Consider the following 19,396-nt stretch of genomic DNA (forward strand, 5'->3'; position numbering starts at 1 on the left):
ATTTGGTTTTTCTTGGTGAACTATCTGTGGTTAATTCAGGCGAACTCTAATAGCGGTTATAACTTATGCAAATATAGGAATATTGATAAATAAATATAGCGTTTCAAAATTTGAATCTCTTATGATTTATTTATGTTTGTTTTATCTTACTGACTTAAGCACGATAAGACAGGCTGTAGCCGTTTCTTTTGTGTTTTATGGATTCAAATATATTGAGCAAAGAAAAATATTTAAATACTTTTTGATTTGTATTGTATCAATTCTCTTCCATAAATCAGCTGCAATAGCTTTGCTTTTTTATCCTTTATATTATGCAAAGCCTATGACAACAATGCTTGCTGTCATAGGAATATATGTCGGAATGAAAGTCGTTCTTCCAAAAATCCTTGGAAGTATTTTGCCGATTTTTCTTATGTATCTTGAAAAAGGCGGCATAAAAGATTCCAGCGGAAGTTTTCAGAGGCTTGTTTACTTGATTCTTTTTTTATATGCCCTTGTATTTCATAGAAAAAATTCTTCTGGGTTTGTTAATATCTGTGCTGTTGGCGTGATTCTCCCTTTTGTTTTGGGCGGACACACAGGCGGACGTTTAGCTCAGTATTTTTTGATTTATTATTGTCTTCTGATTCCTGAGTGTAATAAACGCTTTAACATTAACTACAGAATTCTTTTTATGATTCCTTTTTATGCGTACTTCTTTATGTATTTAATAGTTTCTGTAACTGCAAACCACAGCAATGAATACGTGCCGTTTAGGTGGTACTTTTTTGAAGACCTAAATCAAAATTTGATGTAATGGAGATTTTTCATGAAAATTAGTTACTGTATATTGGCCTATAACGATCCGGAACTTCTTTCAAGAACTGTAAAGAAATTGGATGGACCAGACGTTGATTTTTTTATCCATGTCCAAAAATCAGTTGACGCGAGTCCTTTTAAGGCTCTGATTCCTGAACACTGCTTTATAGATGACGATGAGCGTATTGAAACTATTTGGGGCGATATTACTTGTGTAGAAGCTTCTATTTTGCTGATGAAAAAAGTTTTAGAGAAAAATAGAAAAACTCCGTGGGGGGGTACATAATACTAGCATCTGGGTCTGATTATCCAATAAAATCAAACAAATATATAAAGGAATATCTTTATAAAAAATATCCGACAAATTTTTTTGCTTTTTTGAGTTTTGACGAACTTGAAACTTATGGTAAAAAATTTAAAAAAATGTGTCTTTCAAATAGAAATAATTATTGGCTGTCATTTCTGCATACTAAATTTAAATTAGAGATAAAACCATTCTGCTTTATTCGTCCTAGATGTTTTAAAGGACAAAGAGTACCAATAAAAGAAATAATTAAAAGATTACCTGAAATTTTTGGTTTCTTTTTTCATGTAAAAAAAATTAAAAATTTGAAATTGAACTGGTGTACATCTGAAACCTGGATGGAACTTACATATTCAACTGTGGATAAACTTCTCATCTATATAGATAAGAATCCATACATTTTTGAAATTGGAAAATATATTCATAATCCTGAAGAAATTTTATTACAAACGATAATTAATACAATTGAAAAAGAAATCCCTAGAAAAGACTATCTTGTTAATTGTGAACAACGGCTTAGAAAGAATGGCTCATTAGAAATAACTGATGATGATAGAGAATTTGTGATTAAAAAAATGAGTGAGAATGATTGGCTTTATATGAGAAAATTTAGCTCTGTAAATAAAAACATATTGGATTTTATAGATAAGGAAATAGAAAAATGAAAATTACAGTTTTATATTTAGGAAAATCGGGGGGAGGCTGTGTTTACACTTATGAGATGGTTCGCCATCTTTTGGAGCAAAAAGTGGAAATTCAGCTTATTCTTTCAACTTTGATTGAAAACAAGATCGACTTTGATAATTTAAATAACAAAGAAAATCTGAACCTGATTTTTACACCGACATATAAAAATGGAAAGGATTTTGTTTTAAAAAGTCTGAATATTCTCAAATTTATAAAAATTGGAAACAGAATAGACTCATTTTCACCTGACTGGATTTACATACCTATGATTTCTATTTGGGCAAGAATGATTTTGCCTTCTGTAAACAAAAAAACAAAAGTTATAACAACAATCCATGATGTTTCCATGCATTTGGGTGAGAAAAATTCCTTAATTGATAGATTCAACGATTATATTATAAGACACTCACATAAAATTGTTACTCTTTCCGAAAGATTTATACCTTTGATTTCTGAAAAATATGTTCTTAATACAAAACAGATTTGCTGGATAAGGCACGGAAATTATAATTATTACAGGTCAGTAAATTTCCAAAATAAAAATTCAATAACAAAAAGGATTCTTTTTTTCGGAAGAATCCATGAATATAAGGGAATTTCTGTTCTCCTTGATGCAATGACTATAATAAAGGAAAAAGATCCGGATATTGTGCTGAACATTGTTGGAAAAGGAAAATTTTCAGATTCTGATAATGAGAAAATAAATTGGCTTGGAAAATCTTGCAATGTTGTAAATAAATATATCCCGAACGAAGAGATTTACAGATATTTTGAGGATATTGATTTTGTTGTAGTTCCTTATATAGAGGCTTCCCAGTCCGGTGTTGTAATGCTTGCGTATTCGTTTTCAAAACCTGTTATTGTTACAAATGTAGGCGGATTGCCAGAACAGGTATTTGAAGATACAGGAATTATTATTCAACCAAATGACAAAAATGCTCTTGCTGATTCGATTCTAAAAATGTATGAAGAACCGCAAAAGATTCCTGAAATGGGAAAAGCCGCAGAAGAAAAAAATGAAACTATTTTCTCGTGGAAAACATCAGCAAACAAATTACTTAAGTTTTTAGAAACTGATTTCTAATTCGTTCGTTTATTTCAATTCATATAAAAAATCTTTTACATAACATTCTTCTCAAAATGAGGCTAACCATGGATAAAAATAATTCGTATCAACGTAAAGTCCTTTTCCTGTCCAACACCGCCAACTTCTCCAAGTTCAACCGGCCCTTCATGCGGTGGTTCCGGGAGCAGGGCTGGCAGGTGGATTACTGTTCCGCAGGGGAGGAGCAGGTTGCCGACTGCGACAGGCAGTTTGCCATCAGCATTGCCCGGACTCCCTTCAGCCTCAAGAATCTTCGGGGACTGCGGCAGCTGAGGGGAATTTTAGCTAGCGGGAACTACCAGATTCTCCACTGTCACACCCCCATGGGCGGTGTCCTGGGGCGGCTGGCGGCTAAAAAGCTCTGGAAACAGCACAAAATCAAGGTTATTTACACTGCGCACGGATTCCATTTTTACAAAGGTGCGCCGGTCTTGAACTGGCTTTTGTATTATCCAATGGAAAAATGGCTTTCGCACTGCACTGATGTGATTGTAACAATAAACGAGGAAGACTATGAACGGGCAAAAAAATCATTCTGAGATTTTCAAGATCGACGGCGTTGGAGTAAACCTTTCAAGATTTCATCCTTGCTCTCTGGAAGAAAAAAATGCGCTGAGAACGGAGCTTGGATATTCTGAAAAGGATTTTATCATCACGGTTGTTGCGGAACTGAACAAAAACAAGAACCAGATTATGCTTGTGAGGTCTGTTCCAGAGCTTGCAAAAATCATTCCGAATCTGAAAATTCTTCTGATTGGAAAAGAGACTCTTCCGATTGTGCGCGAATTTGTCCAGAAAGAAAACCTTGAAAAATACGTGGAATTCTTAGGCTACAGGCGCGATGTCGAAAAACTCACGATGATGAGCGACGTGGCGTTTTCCGCAAGTCTTCGGGAAGGGCTTCCTGTAAACATCATCGAGGCAATGGCGTGTAGTTTGCCAGTTGTTGTAAGCGACAACCGTGGACACCGTTCGCTGATAAAAGACAAGGAAACAGGCTTTATTTTCAGCCCGAAATCAGAAAAGAAAATGACAGATGCGATTATTCTTCTGTATAAAAATCCTTTGCTGCGTGAGGAAATGGGCAGGCGGAATGTTGAGGAAGCGAAGAGATATTCCGTTGATATTGCAGTGGAGAAAATGGCAGGAATATACAACGAGGTCATTTCTGAAAATGTCGTGGGGGGGGCAACTGTAGAGTAGTTTTGCAGTTCTGCTTGCCTTCATTCTTGAATGTGGAGGCTGCGTGATGAAAAAACATGCTCAGGTTTTCATGATGGACGGAGTGGGAATAAACCTTGAAAAATTCAAGGCTGTTTCTCCTAAAGAAAAACTTACGCTCCGCTCAAAATACAAATACGATTCCGATGATTTCATAATCCTCTACATTGCTGAATTCATTCCGCGGAAAGACCACGGTTTTTTCATAAAAAACATTCCGGAGCTGAAAAAGCGGATTCCGAATCTGAAAGTCATAATGCCAGGACGAGGCGTTCAGCTGAAAGAAATGAAAATTCTTGCCGTGAATCTTGAGGTTGAAGACATAATCTGGTTTCCCGGCTACAGAAAAGACATAAATCTGCTGTGTGCGATTTCTGACCTTTACGTTACGACAAGTCGGCAGGAAGGTCTTCCAATCAGCGTGATTGAGGCGATGGCGAGTGGTCTTCCGATTGTGGCAAGTCGTATACGTGGTCAGACCGATGCCGTTGCTCCAGGACGGAACGGAGAACTTTATCAGCTGGATAACAACGCTGACTTTGTTGAAAAGATTGTGGTTCTTTATAAAAATTCCGAGCTTCGAACAGAAATGGGAAAGAGCAACATAGAAGATTCTAGAAAATATTCAGTTGACATTGCGGTAAGGAAGATGGCTGAGATTTATGGGGAGTGTATGAAAGGGTAAACTGTATTTTCTTATTATATAAAATATATTCAGTTTTTAAAAATAAAAAAAGGTAGAGTTATAGGATATATAAAATTTCTGATTATTCTGTTGTGCAATTAGAAAATATGAAAAAAAATTATCCAGATGGTATATATGTTTGGTTTTTATGGACTATAGATTACAAGACTTATTTTTATCTTTTGTGATGTGCTTTTTATTTGTCATAGCAAGTCTATGATTTATTTTATCATAAACTTACTATTTTGGGAATTTACAGAAAGACTTTCACAGAAACATTATGTTTAGGATTGATGTTTATATTAAAGTCCTTTTATAATCATATCACTATCAAACTGTTTATTGAAAACATTTAAGTTTATCCAATTTTTTATTTTATCATATTTTGTTAATTCCTTTGTTTCAAATCCACAGTATTCAAGAATATTTTTAATTGTCGGGTTTTCATAAACTGATTTGTTATCCTCATAATAAAAAGGAAACCAAATCTGATTTTTATTTTTATCTTCTAAAATCAATTTGAAAACAATTGTTTGTCCAATACTATATGATTTCAAGAAGTAACCATTCTGAATGGCTTCTTCATCTGAACGTATAAAACTTATTGAATAAGGATTAGGCATAAAGTCTTTGTATTGGTTTAATATTTCAACGATATTTTGTTCAAAAATGAAACTGTCATCCTGAACAAGAATTAATTTGCCATCTTGTGTAAAAAATTTTAGTCTCGTTTTATTTTCGATATTGTCTTCAAGACTGGAGTTTCTGTTTATAGAAAGAATCCATTTTCCATTTATTTTATTGTATTCAATTATTTTAGAATTGATTTTTCCCTCAGAATTATCTATACCAAGGTCTTCAAGTATTTGTACTGATCCGGATGCTCCAGTTCCGCAATAGCCACACTTGCAGCCGCTTAACCACATTTCATTGTATGTTCCTTTTATTATCATATAAGGAACGTCTATTCGATAAAGGTTCCGACCATACAAATCTTCTGATTTTTCATAATTTCCATCATGTATAGCATCTATAGCATTTGCATAGATTGTAATTCTATAAATTTCACCTATTTCACTTTTATGATTTTTGTAAAATTCCAGGGATCTCGATGTTATTTCTGCTAAATCTTTCAGTTTCTTACTATGAAAAACATCCTTGTTCATGTATTCTTCAATGTCCTGCCGCAAAATAATCAGCCCACCATTCGACTGTTTTTTGCAGTGAATTTTATTCTCAGCTATTAAAACAGAAAGCCGTTGCTTTGAAACACCTAATATTTCTGATGCTTCTGATGCTGTTAAAATATCTTTTGTAATTTCTTCATTAATGTAACTCATGTGATAAATATAATGTTAAAATAGACAAATGTCAATTTCAACTTAATTGCATTTTGTTCAAAAATGATTCAAAGAACAATTCTTGTCATTTCGTTTTCCGCATGTTAATATTGTTGAAAACAGAAGGTTAAAAATGACATTAAGGGTTGTATTGGAATACGACGACGTTGTTAATTCTTGGGCGGCATATTGCCCGGAGCTTCCTGGAATAAATTCATGCGGAGCGACTTTGGAAGAGGCTTCTACTGTAAATTTGCAATAGATTATCAGCCCGATAATGACATTTTTGGCATCAAAAAAAATTTTATCCAATTTTTCAGTTGGCTATTTTATTAAAAATCTGTCGTTTTTTATAAACTTTTCTAGGCTTTCTTGCCATTCAGGAATTTTAATTTTCAGCAAGGTTTGAATTTTTTCTTTGCTTAAAACCGAATATGCAGGACGTTTTGCAGCGCATGGATATTCATCGGTTGTGCAAGAATTTATAGCGCAGTCCTCTGTAATTCTGCCGTACTTTTTTCCAAGCTCATATATTTTTTTTGTAAAGTCAAACCAAGTCGTTTCGCCTAAATTTGTAAAATGATAAACGCCATAGGGCAGGGCTGATTTTTTTCCAAACAGGCTTTTTGCTTTTTCTGATGTGGACATAATTTTTAAAATTGCAGAAGCCAAGTCCACAGTGCAAGTCGGAGTGCCTTTCTGGTCGCAAACAACGCTCACTTCATCTTTTGAATTCATTGCTTTTGTCATTGTGTAGACAAAATTTTTTCCGTCGAAACCATAAAGCCATGCAGTACGCAAAATGTAGTACTGGGTCATTTCTTTTTCTACAAAATCTTCGCCCGCCGCTTTTGTTCTTCCGTAAACTGAATCAGGACATTTCAGCATATCTTCTGTATATGGAAAATTTCCAGTTCCATCAAAAACATAGTCGGTTGAAATGTGAATCAGCTTTGCGCCAAGTTCGCGTGTAATCCTTGCAATGTTCTTTGGACCTTCAGCGTTTAGTTTTTCCGCAAGTTCTGAATCTTCTTCGGCTTTATCCACAGCAGTGTAGGCGGCACAATTTATTACCCAAGTGATTTTTTCTGGAACAGTTCCGCGGGCAACAGAAATTCCAGTTCTTCCAGCGGCAGTTCCGTGATTGTGCGCAAATTTTGAAAGCTCTGCAGGATTTGTTATGTCAACATCTCTGTCGCTTCCAATCCAGTCAATTTTATTTTCTGTAAGCTGCTTGGCAATTTCACTTCCAAGCATTCCTTTGTAACCGATAAGCCAAACCATTTTTTGCTCCAAAGTAATAAAACGCTTTTACTGTTTTTCCTTGAATTTTTTTACAACATCTCTAACGGAAGAACTCGCGCCTTTTTTCATAACAAGGATTTTACCATTTTTTACAACAACAATCAAATCCTGCACTCCGCAAAGGGCAACCGGCATATCGGAATAGACAAAGTTTCCGCCGCTTTCAACTGAAATAAATTCTTCTTCGGCTTGCTCAAAATATTTTTCAAATGAATCCCAGCTTCCAACATCGTCCCAGTTAAAAGAAGCTTTTACACAAACCGCATTCTGTGTCCGCTCGGCAACGGCATTGTCAACTGCAATTGATTTTACAGATTTATAGGCTTCATTAAGCGGCTGCCAGTTTTCAATGTACTTTATCGAATTAAGAAGCGCTGGCTCTGGAAATTTTTCAGCATCAAAAATTTTAAAAGTTTCGTACATTTCACTTTCATACTTTTTTATTTCAGACTCAAAAAGCGAATTTGAAAATCCAAACATTCCGCTGTTCCAAGCATATTTTCCGCTCGCAAGATAAGCCTTCGCAGTTTCCAAGTCAGGCTTTTCCTTGAAGCTTTCAATCTTTAAAACTGAATTTTCAGAATCCAAAGGCTCGCCCATATTTATGTAGCCGAATCCAGTTGAAGGTTCATAAGGCGGAATTGCAAAGCACACAAATTTTCCCTGATGCGCAAAATCCGCAGCTTTCTTGCAGTCAGAAACAAAATTTTCCAAAGGCGAAATAACTTGGTCGCTTGTCAAAACCAAAATCAAATGCTCTGATTTTTCCGCAAGCTCAAGGAATTTGCAGGCAAGCAAAAGGGGCGGGCAAGTGTGCCTAGAGCAAGGTTCTGCAATTACGTACAAGTCATTTTCAATTTTCTTTTTTTGCTGTACGGAAACTTTTTCTTTTAAAATTTCAACTTGCTTTGTAAGCTCTACGCAAATTTCAGGACGCGAAATAATGAGAATTTTTCCTGAAGGCTCAACTGCCAACGCTCTTATGACTGCATTCTGCAAAAAAGAAATTCCGTCTGCAAAAGCCATAAACTGCTTTGGAAATTCCGGAGTTGAAGCGGGCCAAAGCCTTTCACCAAATCCGCCAGCAAGAATCACAACATCAGTAAAATTTGAATTGCCCATTTATTGCTCCTGTTGTTTCTGCTCTTCCATTTTTGCAAAGAAGTAGGCGCAGAAAGTTTTTATCCTGTTCATAAAAGATGTGTCAACGCGTTCTCTAAGAAAAAAAACACTTGGAGCTTTTACCGCTCCGATTCCATAAAGAATCCATTTGTCATCAGATCTAAAAATCACAATTATTGACTTCATGTTTTCCGGACTAACGCAATTGAATTTATCGTAGTAACGCATTGTAGAAAGATTCGTTGATTCATAGTAATAATATCCGTCGTTTTTTTCCGAAGTGATTTTCATCGGAACAAGGCCAAAAGGCTTCATTTCAAAATCGGCATTTACAATCTGAGTATTTCCATCTTCCTGAGCTGACTTTATTTCCGCGGAAGTATACAAGTCATACCATTCTTCGGCTCTTTCTGAATAATAAGGAATTCCTGCATAAGATGGAATGTCCATTACAAGCGAAGAAAAATTTTCAAGAAGATTTTCATTGCCTTCGTAAGGATATTCTTTTATGACTTCCGCAAAATAAGCAGGCTTAAGTTCAGTTACAGTTTCCACAGCTTTTTTCAAGCCTGGATTTTCGCCTTTCATGCACATTTTTTTATATGAGCCTGTATTTTTAATTACAGTTTTTCCGCTGCCTAAAGATTCAATATCTTCAGCTGACAAATTTTTATTATAAGGCGATTCTGAAAATGCACCGGCAAAAGCAACAGAAAATAAAGCAAGAGCAACAATATTCTTAAAAATAGTTTTCAATGTTTTCCCCTATAAAAATAAAGACTAATTATTATAGTAAATAAAAATCAAACTTGCAAGGTTACATCAAGAATTCTAAACAGGGCAAACGCATTATAAATATATTCAGCATAAAACTGGCTCCCAGTCACGGTTTCGTGGTTCAAAAACGCGCAATAATGCGCTACACGCTGATTGTTGCAAAGTAACTATAGAATTGCCCGCTCACGCGGTCGCACCAATCAGAATGTTTTTGCCACAGAACCGTTCCTTTTCGCAAACTTTACTTAAATTATTTATAATGCGTTTGCCCTGAAGAATTCTAAATACGCTAGATTGAAGAAAGTCTTTTTTTTGTATAAAATCGTTTCCATGAACATGGAAGCTTTTATTTTGGGCTGCGGAGGAATGATGCCGTTGCCATATCGCCACCTTACATCAGTTTTGCTTCGGCGCGACGGAGACTTGTTTTTATTTGACGGCGGAGAAGGCACGCAGGTTTCTTTAAGGCGGCTTAATTTAAAGTGGAAGAAAATCAATGCGATTTTTGTTTCGCATACGCACGCAGATCACGTTACAGGGCTTCCTGGAATTCTTATGCTTTCTTCACAAGTTGACAGAACAGAGCCTCTTTATATTTTTGGTCCGCCGAAAATTGCAGAATATATAGAAACAAGCCGCAAAGTTCTGGATATGTACATAAATTATCCGATTGTTGTAAAAGAAATAACAGAGCCGGGCGTAGTCTATGAAGGCGACGGATTTTATATAAGGTCATTTCCGCTTGAACACACAAAAACTTGTGTAGGTTATACGCTGGAAGAACTTGACCGCCCAGGAGAATTCAATCCAGAAGAAGCAGAGAGATTAAAAATTCCAAAAGGACCTTTATGGGGAAAACTTCAGCGCGGCGAAAGCGTCGTAAATAAAGACGGAATTGAAATAAAGCCAGAGCAAGTTGTTGGCAAAAATAGAAGCGGACGGAAATTCAGTTTTGTGACAGATACAATGTATCTTCCGTCGATTGCAAAAGAAGTGAAGGGCAGCGACCTTTTAATCTGCGAGGGAATGTTTGCGGACGGATGCGAAGATCAGGCAAAAGAAAAAAAGCACATGACTTCACGGCAGGCAGCCACAATTGCAAGAGATTCCAATGCGCTAAGAATGGGACTTATTCACTACAGCCCGCGTTACAACGACAAAGAGCTAAATGTTCTTTTGGAGCAGGCGCAGCAAGTTTATCCAGAAGCACGCCTTACAAAAGACAGGATGAGAATCGAGATTCCTTATGTCGAATGAAGTTGAACTGATTTCTTTCTGCAAAGACTACGGAAAATTTTCAGCATGCAAAAATATAAATTTCTATGCGGGAAAAAATTCCATCACTGGAATTCTCGGACCAAACGGAGCAGGAAAAACTTCTGTCCTAAAAGCAATTTGCGGGCTTCATTACCAGACTAGCGGAACTATAAAAATCTGCGGAACAGAAGAAACCGATGAATTTAAAAAATTAACCGCTTTTGTCCCAGAAGTTCCAGAGCTTGATTCAAGCCTTACCGTAAAAGAAACTCTTTTTTTTGAAGCTGAAATTTCAGGACAGAAAAAAACTGAAGCTGAGCTAACAATAAAAAATGCTGCGGAAATTTGCGGACTAAAAGAAGTTTTCAGTAAAAAAATTTCAAACCTTTCAAAAGGATTTAAGCAAAGAACGAGCCTTGCAAAAGCAATCTGCAGACTTCCAAAAATTCTTGTTCTTGATGAATTTTCAGCAGGACTAGATCCAGCACAAATCGCTTCGTTCAGAAAAAAACTAAAAGAACTTTCAAACTCAATGACAATTATTTTTTCAACGCATCATATTGAAGAAGCAGTTTCTTTGTGCAATAGAATTTATATAATTGCAAACGGAGAAGTTGCAGCTTGCGGAACTGAAAAAGAAATAACAAAAAAATTTAACTGTAAAAACCTTGAGGAAGCATTTATTTGCGCCACGGAAAAATCACAATGAAATCTATTTTAAAAAGATACTTTTTTAACTTTGCAATAAATCCGTTCACATACATTTTAGTTGCCGCATTTGAAATTTTTGTAAACCTTAGATTTTTTATCGGGCAGCAATTTTTTCTTGGAGCAGGTTCTACAGATTTGCACAATTTTTTTTCAGCATTTCCGCCAGCCTGCATTTTGTTTTTGCCTGTACTAGTTTCAATTTCTTCAAATGTAAAAAAGGATTTTCCTTTAAAATCAATTTTTGTATTTTTTCCTGAATTTCTTTCAGTTTTTTTTATTTGCTGCTTTGCAACATTTCTTTCTATCTTAGTTCCAGTATGCGTTTCTTTTTTTGGGGACATTGAGATTTCTCAAGCTTGCGTTGGATTTATAGGAATTTTATTTTACTTTGCCGCAGCAGTTTCTTTTGTAATTTTTATTTTCAGCATAATAAAATCCGCTGGAGTTTCTTTTGTAGTTTCCGCATTTTTTCTTGCAATCATAAATTCAATTCACAACATTCCGCTTTATTTCAATCCGCCGGAATTTTTAAGCGCAATAATAAAATTCATTTCATTCGCCTGGAGATTCGATTCTTTTTCAAAAGGAATTTTCAGCATCACAGATTTTCTTTTCTTTGCTTCATCTGCTGCATTTTTTTATGCGCTTGCATTTTTTATTCAGGAAGACAGAAAAGAAAACAAATCCGTTTATTTAAAAAAAATAAAACGCGCATTTGCATTTTCTTTTTTACTTTTTACAATTGCAAATGAAAGTTTGAATTTAAAAATTGATTTTACTTCATCAAAAAATTTCAGCGTAAGCAAATACAGTAAAAAAATTTTAAGTCAAATTGAAGATCCGCTTTCAATTTCTTATTATTTAAGTCCAAAACTAAAAAGCCTTTATCCGCAGGTAAAAGACGTAACTGATTTTTTGCAAAGCTACGCAGGAGAATCAAAAAAAGTTTCAGTTGAAATTATAAATCCCGCAAAAGAAAATATTTCACAAAAACTTTCTGAAATTGGAATACGAGGCTATCCGATTAGAACTTCTTCCGCAGATTCTGCAAGCATCACAAATGTTTATTCTGCTATAAAAATTGACTATCTTGGCAAAAGCGAAACAATTCCGTTTGTGCTGAATATATCAAGGCTTGAATTTGATTTGACTAGAAAAATAAAATCTCTTGTTGAAGAAAAAGAAAATCCAGTTCAAGTTGTCTGCGCTTCATCTTTTGCAAATGGATACAAACTTGCGTTTCAATATCTTGAGGCGGAAGGCTTTTCTGTTATCCAGACATCGCTTCCTTCTGAAAAAAATTCAGGCGCTGATATTTCGTTTGATGAGCTTCCTAACATTCCGCTGATTATTTTCGGAAGCGACAACTTCACAAAAACTGATTGCAAAATTCTTGAAAACTTTATTCTCAATGGCGGAAAAGTTTTTATTGCAAGCCAGCCTTATTCCATAGATTTTGAAGACAACTGGTCTGTAAAGCAAAATGAATCAAATCAGCTTTTTGAGCGGCTCATGTTTACTTTTGGAATTTATTTTAAACAGACATTGACTTGCGATATTTCAAATTTAAGAATTACAATGACAAGCAATTCCGATGTCAACGGAAATGAAAAAGCCGCGCAGACAGAATATATAAATTATCCGCTTTGGATTTCCCTAAGAACACAAGAAAATGCGCTTTCAGGACTTTCAGTTTTTTGGCCTTGCGCATTTGATATTGACAATGAAGTTGCAGAAATTGAAAAGTTAAAAACAGTTCCGCTTCTTTTTACAAGCAATCGTTCATGGCAAATTCCAAGAACAGAAAATTTTATAACCAATCCTTTTGCAGTTCCAAAGACAGCAGAATCAGAGGAAGAATATTCTACTTTTACAGTCTGCGCTTCATCTACAAAAGAAAATGAAAAATCTCCGTCGCTCATACTTTTTGCAGATCAATATGCTTTTTCAGATTCGCTGCTTTCGTATAATTCAAATTCAATTTTCGATGTTGATTCAAGAAGCCTTGATTTTTTGTGCAACGGAATTTTTATGCTGAACGGTGAATATGAGCTTTTAAACTTAAAAAATAAAACTACATTCAACACAACGCTTTATAAAATCAGCAATGAAAATATCAGAGACGCCGCAATAAAAACACTTTTTACAACATGCGTGCTACCAATATTTACAAACCTAACAATAAGTTTTATTTTCTTTTCAAAGAGAAGGAGGTTCAACAAATGAAGCGCATTTCATCAAAAAAAGCTCTTCTTATATTTTACGGATTTGACATAATTCTTGTTCTAGTTATTCTGCTGCTTTTTCTTCCACTTTCAAGAAAAAATATTCCAGAAACTTCAAAAATGAGATTCATCAGCAATGCCAAAGAAATTTCTTCTGTTGAAATTTACAACGCAAAAGAAAGAAAAAAAATTATAATATCCCAAAAAGACAATATATGGCTTGGAACAGATGACGATTCAAACATGACGCTAAACTGGCCAGGCGACATTCAGACAATAAAAAATTTTTTGGCGGAAGCAGAAAAAGAAAACACTTTATATAAAAAAGCTGAAAAAGTTTCGTCCTGGGCAAGCCTTGGTGTAGATGAAAAAAATTCATGCCGCATAACTTTTTTTAAAGGAACTGAAAAAGTTTCAGAATTTTTCTTTGGAATAGAAGATCCAATTTCTGAAAGAATTTCATTTAGGACATCAAAAGAGCAAACAGTCTGGGAAGCAAAAACTTTTGTTTCAAATTTTCTTTTTAAAGACGCTTCATTTTGGGCAGATCCGTACATCGAGCCTTTATGCGTAACTGATGAAAATGAAACTTCCGCAAAACTAAGAAGAGGGCAGTTTATTTATCTTTCGCCGTCAGAAAATATCAAGCCGGAAAAAGTTGTTTTAAAAATATTCAGCAACACAAACAAAGCCGTCTATTCAATTTACAAAAAAGATGATTCGTACATTGTCATACCTTCATTTTCTTCGCTAGAAAAAAACGCAGACGCAATAAAGTCAATAAACTACAGATATTCAATAAGCCAATGGACTTATGAAAAATTCCTAGAGGCAAGCAAATGAATGAAAAAAAATCTGCTATCGGTGTCTTTGAAAGTTTTGCAGAAGAATATTTGAATTTTGAAAAAACTCCAAAGAAAAATATTTTTTGGCTCGACACGATGGAATTTCTTTGCAAACGGCTTTCAAATCCGCAAGACCGCTGTCCAAGTTTTCACGTCGCAGGAAGCAAAGGAAAAGGCTCAATTTCTAAAATGATTGCCTGTATTCTGGAGGAAGCTGGATATTACACAGGCTTGTATTCGTCTCCGCATATTTTGAATTTCAATGAGAGGATAGGTACAGTTTCTGGCCCCTTTCCTGAAGAAGTTTACGAGAAATCTGTAAAGCAGCTTATAGACAGCATAAATTCCATTAAGACAGAAGAACTTCCCGGAAAAAGACCTGTTACTTGGTTTGAGCTTGCAACATTGCTTGGAATGCTTTGCTTTAAAAATGCCAGAACAAAATATGCAGTTTATGAAGTCGGAATCGGAGGAAGGCTTGATGCAACAAATGTTATAACTCCAGTTTGCAGTTGCATAAGCCAGATTGAACTTGAACACACAGAATATCTTGGAAACACAGAGGAACTCATCGCCACAGAAAAAGGGGGAATTATAAAGCAAGGAATTCCTGTAATTGTTTCTGGACAAAAAGACTCAGTAAAAGATGTTTTTAGAAAAATTGCAAAAGAAAAAAATTCCCCAATACTTTTTACTGATGAATGCTGCAAAACATCTGAAATTGTATATAAAAACATACAGCAAAATTCAACAATTTTTAAAGATGTCTATTTTTTTAGACAAAATTCGGTAAAAATGTGCTTTTCGTTAGATTCTGAAAAGTTTTCAAGACCTTTAAATGTTTCTCTTTCGCTGCTAGGAGAATTTCAGGCAAGAAATGCGGCTGTGGCATCACTTGCCGTAAAAACAGTGTTTCCAAATCTTGATGAAACTATAATCGAAAAGGGTCTTGAAAAAACTGTTCTTCCCGGAAGATTTGAACCAGTTGATTTGACAAATTCGCAGTTCAGGAATATTTCAAATCTAATATTAGACGGAGCCCACACAGTAAAAAGTATTGGCTTTACAATGGATACATTCTGTAACCTTTTTTCAAATGCAAAAAACGATTCATACCTTCTTTTTGCTTGTGCTGCAGATAAAAATGCAGAAGAAATAGCAGAATTATTCAAAGGAAAATTCAGCCACATAATTTTAACAGTGCCAGGAGGAACAAAAGAATCTGACTTTCCACGGCTAAAGGCAGCTTTTGAAAAATCCAGCATAGAATACACTGCAATTCCCGATTATTTAAAAGCCATTCCATATATACTTTCCAAGGCTACAGAAGAAAAGGCGACAGTTTTAGTTACAGGCTCGTTCTATCTAGTTGCTGAAGTAAAAAAGTATCTTTTAGCGCAAAAAACAATTATTCAATTTTCTCACTGAATAAAAATACGCGGCACACGTTTTGAGATTCCGCAGGTTATTTCGTATGAAATTGTACCTGTAAGCTGCGCAATATCATCGGCAGTCTGCAAAGCTCCGTCAGAACTGTCCCCAAACAAAACGGTTTTATCCCATCGCTTTGCAGTACAATCTGCACCCAAATCTACCATGCACTGATCCATGCAAATGCGACCGCAAATAGGATAGTTTTTTCCATTTACTGCAACTTTTACACCGCATTCAGAAAAACGCCTGAACCATCCGTCTGCATAGCCAATTGGAACAACGCCAACATTGGTATCAGATTTGGCTTCCCATCTGCATCCATAGCCTGCAAACTTTCCTTTTTCAAACTTACGGATTGAAGAAACGTAGCTTTCCAAAGTCATAACAGGCTTTAGCTCTATATTTTTTCCTTTTGAAACCAAATATTCTTTTGAAACTTCATCCGCGTAATAGCCATAAACAATAATTCCAGGACGAACCATATCAAGGTGCATTTCCGGGGAATCAAGAGTTGTTGCAGAATTAGCGCAGTGGCAGAGCCCGGGATTAATTCCAGCTGATTTTATGTTTCTAATTGCCTCAAGAAAATTTTCAAACTGAAACTTTGTATACGATTTTCCCTTTTCTGAAACACAATCGCTAAGCGCAAAATGAGTTGCAGTTCCGCCTAGGAAAAGATTTCCGCAGTTTTTTATTTTGAGAGCAATTTTTCCAGCTTCAGAAGGAAGGCATCCGATTCTACCCATTCCAGTATCAACTGCAAGGTGAACTTCAAAATTTTTTATTTCAAGTTTTTTACAAGCGGAAGAAAAAAGCTCTATGTATTCCTCATCAAAAACAAAAGGCGTAATTCCAGCGGAAACAACTTCTTCAACTTCATCAGGAGAACAAAGGCTAAGCATAAGAATGGGCGAGTCAATGCCAGCATTTCTAAGCTCAACACCTTCTTCACAAGTCGCAACAGAAAGATAATCCGCGCCAGCTTCAAGAGCAGCCTTTGCGCAAGGAACAGCTCCATGTCCGTAAGCATCGGCTTTTACAGCAACGCACATTTTTGTTTCAGGTTTTAAACATTTTTTTATTTCTATAATATTGTTTTTTAAATTATCCAAATGAATCAAAGCTCTTGTAGCACGCATAATCAAAAAGTCTAGTCAAATCACAAATTTTGTCAATAGAAAGGGAGATTCCTCCATCTAAAAACATTTTCTTTCTATAGAATATAAGCAAAAAAAATGCTAACTTAGTTTCATGGTATTTTTTTTCGACTTGGACAGAACGTTAATGGATTTTGAATCTGCGGAAAATCTTGGAATAAAGGCAGTCTTTGAAAAATATAAAAATGAAATCTATATGGATTTTGATGAATTTTGCTTTCAATGGAAAAAATGGGCGCAGCATTTCTTTGACAAATATTCAGCAGGAGAGTTGACTTTTGACGAGCAGCGGAAAGGAAGAATTGCAAAAGTATTCGAGCTTAACGGAAACCCAATAAAATCAAAAGAGGAGCTTGATTCAAGATTCAGCCTTTACTGGTCAACTTATGAAAAGGAATACAATCTTTTTTCCGACGCGCCTCCAGCATTAAAAAAACTTTCAGATTTAAATATTCAAATGGGAATTATAACAAACGGCGATTCTGAAAATCAACGGTCAAAACTAAAAAAAGCCGGCGTAACAGATTTTTTCAGCCCAATCATTATTTCCTCGGAAGTTGGAATCAGCAAGCCGGATTTGAAAATTTTTCAGAAGGCAATGGAATTTGCAAATTCATCAGAAAGCGAAACTTGGTACATCGGAGACAGCCTGGAGCATGACATAGTTCCAGCTAGAAAACTTGGAATAAACACGTTGTACCTTAACAGAAAACGGCAAGGCAAATTGAAAATCGAGCAGGAAAATCCACTTTATGCAGAAGTAAAAGATTTTTATGAAATGATTGAAATAATAGAAAATGCATTAAAAGACTGAAAATGCCCAGAACGAGACTTGAACTCGTACATCCTTGCGGACTCTAGTACCTGAAACTAGCGTGTCTACCAATTCCACCACCTGGGCAAGATTTGAATAGTATATTTAAATATCAGTTTTTTGTCAAATATATTTAGCGGAATTCAACAAAAGAAAGTAAAATTTCAGCTTTTGCATCTCATAAACAAAGCCGCAAAAATTACAATTAAAGCGACAATGCTTGCAACAAAAAGCCATGCTGGAACATCATCTGAAAAAATCGATTCTTTATGGAAGCCAAATGCCTTTTTTATTTTTTTCCGTGAATTTCTTGAAAGCTGTTTTTTTTCTGAACCATTGCCGTTTTCAGAAGTTCCATAGAGTTCTTCCTGACTCACAGCATAATGGCAGGCAGGACAGCCCCTTAAGAAATTTCTTACAGTTCCTATATGGCCACAGTTCGGGCATCTTACCGCCGCAAAAAAACGTCCGCATTTTGGACAGAATTTTGCATTTGGAGCGACTTCTGAACCGCAGCCTTCACAGAAATATTTGGCTCGTTTTGCTTCAGCCATTATTCAGTTCCCAAATTGTCTACTGTATAATCGTAAATCTGCCAAATTCCATCACGCTGGCGGACATAATAAGTGTAGCGTTTGCGTTCCATGAAATTGTCATTTTTAAACCATTCAATTACTTTTACAGTGCCTTCAGTCTGCGAATATGAAGTTGTTTCAATTTTGAATTTAGACGGAATCGCCACAATGTCATAGTCAATTCTCTGGAGCATCAAGTCAGCTTTAAACGAACGAAGCATATCGGCGCGCTCATCTGCGCTCACAAGATTGTATTTTCTTCCACGCGAAGGATCACGCTTGAGCATTTCCTCCAAATCCATATAAAGGAAGAACTGATCCCAAAGGCTTTTTTGGCGCGCAACAATTGTCTGTTCAACAACACGGTCAGGGCTTATATCTTCCGGCTGAAGAACAACCGCGCTGTTTGTCTCAACTGGAAGGGCTGATGACGAAGCTGCGGACGGGCTAGGGCGGACTTCAAGGCTAAGGCGGTTTGAAGTCAAGCTGATATTTTTATTTCTGTAAAGTTCCGGATAAAATCTAAGCTCAACATAATAAATAGAAGGATCTTTTATTTCAAGGTAGTCTTTTAAATTTTCGCGGAAAGAATATTCTTCGCCCGGCTCAAGGGAAATTTCGCGAAAATATACAGTCTGATTTGTTGTGCGCTTTCTTATCAAGCCTTGAGTTGAAGGAAGCTGTGTCTTTTTCACATTGAAAGCAATAAAATCCACAGAAAACATTTTGTCATCAGCAATTTTAAATCTCAAAGTGGATGAGCCTTTATTTGAAACAGTTATATAAACATAGACAGGATTATTTTCCGAGTCTCCCGGATAATAAACAGTTCTATCATAAAACTTTATTGAAACTTCCGCATTGTCAAGTTTCTGTTCTGATTTTTCTGGAACCTGCGCATAGGCAAAAAAACAGGAAATTGATATAACCGTAAGCAAAAAGCGTTTAATGTTCACAAAAATACTCCCGAGGAAAACCTCTTTTTTTGATTTACAGGGCTTTGCAATTCCCTCAAATAAAGCTAAAATAAGCAG

The 19,396-nt window shown here is 35.7% G+C and carries 21 protein-coding genes and 1 tRNA gene; 14 read left to right on the forward strand and 8 right to left on the reverse strand.

Annotated elements, in window-relative coordinates:
- The first annotated feature begins 58 nt into the window (after nucleotides 1-58).
- From Q0N70_RS09125 to Q0N70_RS09155, 7 genes are all read left to right on the forward strand, one after another.
- Complete coding sequence (locus tag Q0N70_RS09125; protein WP_294016069.1) at nucleotides 59-796, forward strand: EpsG family protein; 738 nt, start codon at nucleotides 59-61, stop codon at nucleotides 794-796.
- Nucleotides 797-808: 12 nt separating this feature from the next.
- Nucleotides 809-1,084 (forward strand): hypothetical protein, encoded by a 276-nt coding sequence (locus Q0N70_RS09130; RefSeq protein WP_294016006.1) that lies wholly within the window; start codon nucleotides 809-811, stop codon nucleotides 1,082-1,084.
- On the forward strand, nucleotides 1,069-1,767 hold the full coding sequence (locus Q0N70_RS09135; RefSeq protein WP_294016007.1) for a hypothetical protein: 699 nt from the start codon (nucleotides 1,069-1,071) through the stop codon (nucleotides 1,765-1,767). Before Q0N70_RS09130 ends, Q0N70_RS09135 begins: the two co-directional genes overlap by 16 nt.
- A complete protein-coding gene (locus Q0N70_RS09140; protein ID WP_294016009.1) occupies nucleotides 1,764-2,873 on the forward strand; it encodes a glycosyltransferase family 4 protein in 1,110 nt (369 codons plus the stop codon). The genes Q0N70_RS09135 and Q0N70_RS09140 overlap by 4 nt, the downstream gene beginning before the upstream one ends.
- Before the next feature lie 68 nt (nucleotides 2,874-2,941).
- The gene (locus Q0N70_RS09145; RefSeq protein WP_294016011.1) at nucleotides 2,942-3,433 is read left to right on the forward strand and encodes a glycosyltransferase; all 492 of its coding nucleotides are present in this window, start codon (nucleotides 2,942-2,944) and stop codon (nucleotides 3,431-3,433) included.
- Complete coding sequence (locus tag Q0N70_RS09150; RefSeq protein ID WP_294016013.1) at nucleotides 3,408-4,097, forward strand: glycosyltransferase; 690 nt, start codon at nucleotides 3,408-3,410, stop codon at nucleotides 4,095-4,097. The genes Q0N70_RS09145 and Q0N70_RS09150 overlap by 26 nt, the downstream gene beginning before the upstream one ends.
- 46 nt (nucleotides 4,098-4,143) lie before the next feature.
- Complete coding sequence (locus tag Q0N70_RS09155; RefSeq protein ID WP_294016015.1) at nucleotides 4,144-4,800, forward strand: glycosyltransferase; 657 nt, start codon at nucleotides 4,144-4,146, stop codon at nucleotides 4,798-4,800.
- A gap of 302 nt (nucleotides 4,801-5,102) precedes the next feature.
- On the opposite strand, the gene Q0N70_RS09160 is transcribed toward Q0N70_RS09155, so the two are convergent.
- Nucleotides 5,103-6,140, reverse strand: a complete 1,038-nt coding sequence (locus Q0N70_RS09160; protein WP_294016017.1) for a helix-turn-helix domain-containing protein — start codon at nucleotides 6,138-6,140, stop codon at nucleotides 5,103-5,105.
- A gap of 133 nt (nucleotides 6,141-6,273) precedes the next feature.
- Between Q0N70_RS09160 and Q0N70_RS09165 the strand changes: the two genes are divergently transcribed.
- A complete protein-coding gene (locus Q0N70_RS09165; protein WP_294016019.1) occupies nucleotides 6,274-6,402 on the forward strand; it encodes a type II toxin-antitoxin system HicB family antitoxin in 129 nt (42 codons plus the stop codon).
- A gap of 62 nt (nucleotides 6,403-6,464) precedes the next feature.
- On the opposite strand, the gene rfbD is transcribed toward Q0N70_RS09165, so the two are convergent.
- From rfbD to Q0N70_RS09180, 3 genes are read right to left on the reverse strand one after another with little or no spacing between them, the layout of a single operon-like run.
- Nucleotides 6,465-7,424, reverse strand: a complete 960-nt coding sequence (gene rfbD, locus Q0N70_RS09170) for a dTDP-4-dehydrorhamnose reductase (protein ID WP_294016021.1) — start codon at nucleotides 7,422-7,424, stop codon at nucleotides 6,465-6,467.
- Between the two features lie 27 nt (nucleotides 7,425-7,451).
- On the reverse strand, nucleotides 7,452-8,567 hold the full coding sequence (locus Q0N70_RS09175; protein WP_294016023.1) for a mannose-1-phosphate guanylyltransferase: 1,116 nt from the start codon (nucleotides 8,565-8,567) through the stop codon (nucleotides 7,452-7,454).
- Entirely contained in the window at nucleotides 8,568-9,323 is a 756-nt protein-coding gene (locus tag Q0N70_RS09180) for a DUF6675 family protein (RefSeq protein WP_294016026.1), read from the reverse strand.
- A gap of 351 nt (nucleotides 9,324-9,674) precedes the next feature.
- Between Q0N70_RS09180 and Q0N70_RS09185 the strand changes: the two genes are divergently transcribed.
- From Q0N70_RS09185 to Q0N70_RS09205, 5 genes are read left to right on the forward strand one after another with little or no spacing between them, the layout of a single operon-like run.
- Nucleotides 9,675-10,601, forward strand: coding sequence for a ribonuclease Z (locus tag Q0N70_RS09185; RefSeq protein ID WP_294016027.1), 927 nt, complete (start codon nucleotides 9,675-9,677; stop codon nucleotides 10,599-10,601).
- Nucleotides 10,591-11,310, forward strand: a complete 720-nt coding sequence (locus Q0N70_RS09190; RefSeq protein ID WP_294016028.1) for an ABC transporter ATP-binding protein — start codon at nucleotides 10,591-10,593, stop codon at nucleotides 11,308-11,310. The genes Q0N70_RS09185 and Q0N70_RS09190 overlap by 11 nt, the downstream gene beginning before the upstream one ends.
- Nucleotides 11,307-13,538: a GldG family protein gene (locus Q0N70_RS09195; protein WP_294016031.1), complete on the forward strand. Its 2,232-nt coding sequence runs from the start codon at nucleotides 11,307-11,309 to the stop codon at nucleotides 13,536-13,538. The genes Q0N70_RS09190 and Q0N70_RS09195 overlap by 4 nt, the downstream gene beginning before the upstream one ends.
- The gene (locus tag Q0N70_RS09200) at nucleotides 13,535-14,380 is read left to right on the forward strand and encodes a hypothetical protein (protein ID WP_294016033.1); all 846 of its coding nucleotides are present in this window, start codon (nucleotides 13,535-13,537) and stop codon (nucleotides 14,378-14,380) included. Before Q0N70_RS09195 ends, Q0N70_RS09200 begins: the two co-directional genes overlap by 4 nt.
- A complete protein-coding gene (locus tag Q0N70_RS09205) occupies nucleotides 14,377-15,810 on the forward strand; it encodes a folylpolyglutamate synthase/dihydrofolate synthase family protein (protein ID WP_294016035.1) in 1,434 nt (477 codons plus the stop codon). The genes Q0N70_RS09200 and Q0N70_RS09205 overlap by 4 nt, the downstream gene beginning before the upstream one ends.
- On the opposite strand, the gene alr is transcribed toward Q0N70_RS09205, so the two are convergent.
- Nucleotides 15,804-16,955 (reverse strand): alanine racemase, encoded by a 1,152-nt coding sequence (alr, locus tag Q0N70_RS09210; protein WP_294016037.1) that lies wholly within the window; start codon nucleotides 16,953-16,955, stop codon nucleotides 15,804-15,806. The genes Q0N70_RS09205 and alr overlap by 7 nt on opposite strands.
- Nucleotides 16,956-17,067: 112 nt before the next feature.
- Between alr and Q0N70_RS09215 the strand changes: the two genes are divergently transcribed.
- Nucleotides 17,068-17,787: an HAD family hydrolase gene (locus Q0N70_RS09215; RefSeq protein ID WP_294016039.1), complete on the forward strand. Its 720-nt coding sequence runs from the start codon at nucleotides 17,068-17,070 to the stop codon at nucleotides 17,785-17,787.
- Nucleotides 17,788-17,790: 3 nt separating this feature from the next.
- Here Q0N70_RS09215 and Q0N70_RS09220 read toward each other — a convergent pair.
- The 3 genes from Q0N70_RS09220 to Q0N70_RS09230 all read right to left on the reverse strand — a co-directional run bounded on the left by Q0N70_RS09220 (nucleotide 17,791) and on the right by Q0N70_RS09230 (nucleotide 19,318).
- Nucleotides 17,791-17,874, reverse strand: a tRNA-Leu gene (locus tag Q0N70_RS09220).
- A 77-nt stretch (nucleotides 17,875-17,951) separates the two neighbouring features.
- On the reverse strand, nucleotides 17,952-18,341 hold the full coding sequence (locus Q0N70_RS09225; protein ID WP_294016041.1) for a zinc ribbon domain-containing protein: 390 nt from the start codon (nucleotides 18,339-18,341) through the stop codon (nucleotides 17,952-17,954).
- On the reverse strand, nucleotides 18,341-19,318 hold the full coding sequence (locus Q0N70_RS09230; RefSeq protein WP_294016043.1) for a hypothetical protein: 978 nt from the start codon (nucleotides 19,316-19,318) through the stop codon (nucleotides 18,341-18,343). The genes Q0N70_RS09225 and Q0N70_RS09230 overlap by 1 nt, the downstream gene beginning before the upstream one ends.
- Nucleotides 19,319-19,396 lie beyond the last annotated feature (78 nt).

This window comes from uncultured Treponema sp., from assembly GCF_945873775.1.
Lineage (GTDB): Bacteria > Spirochaetota > Spirochaetia > Treponematales > Treponemataceae > Treponema_D.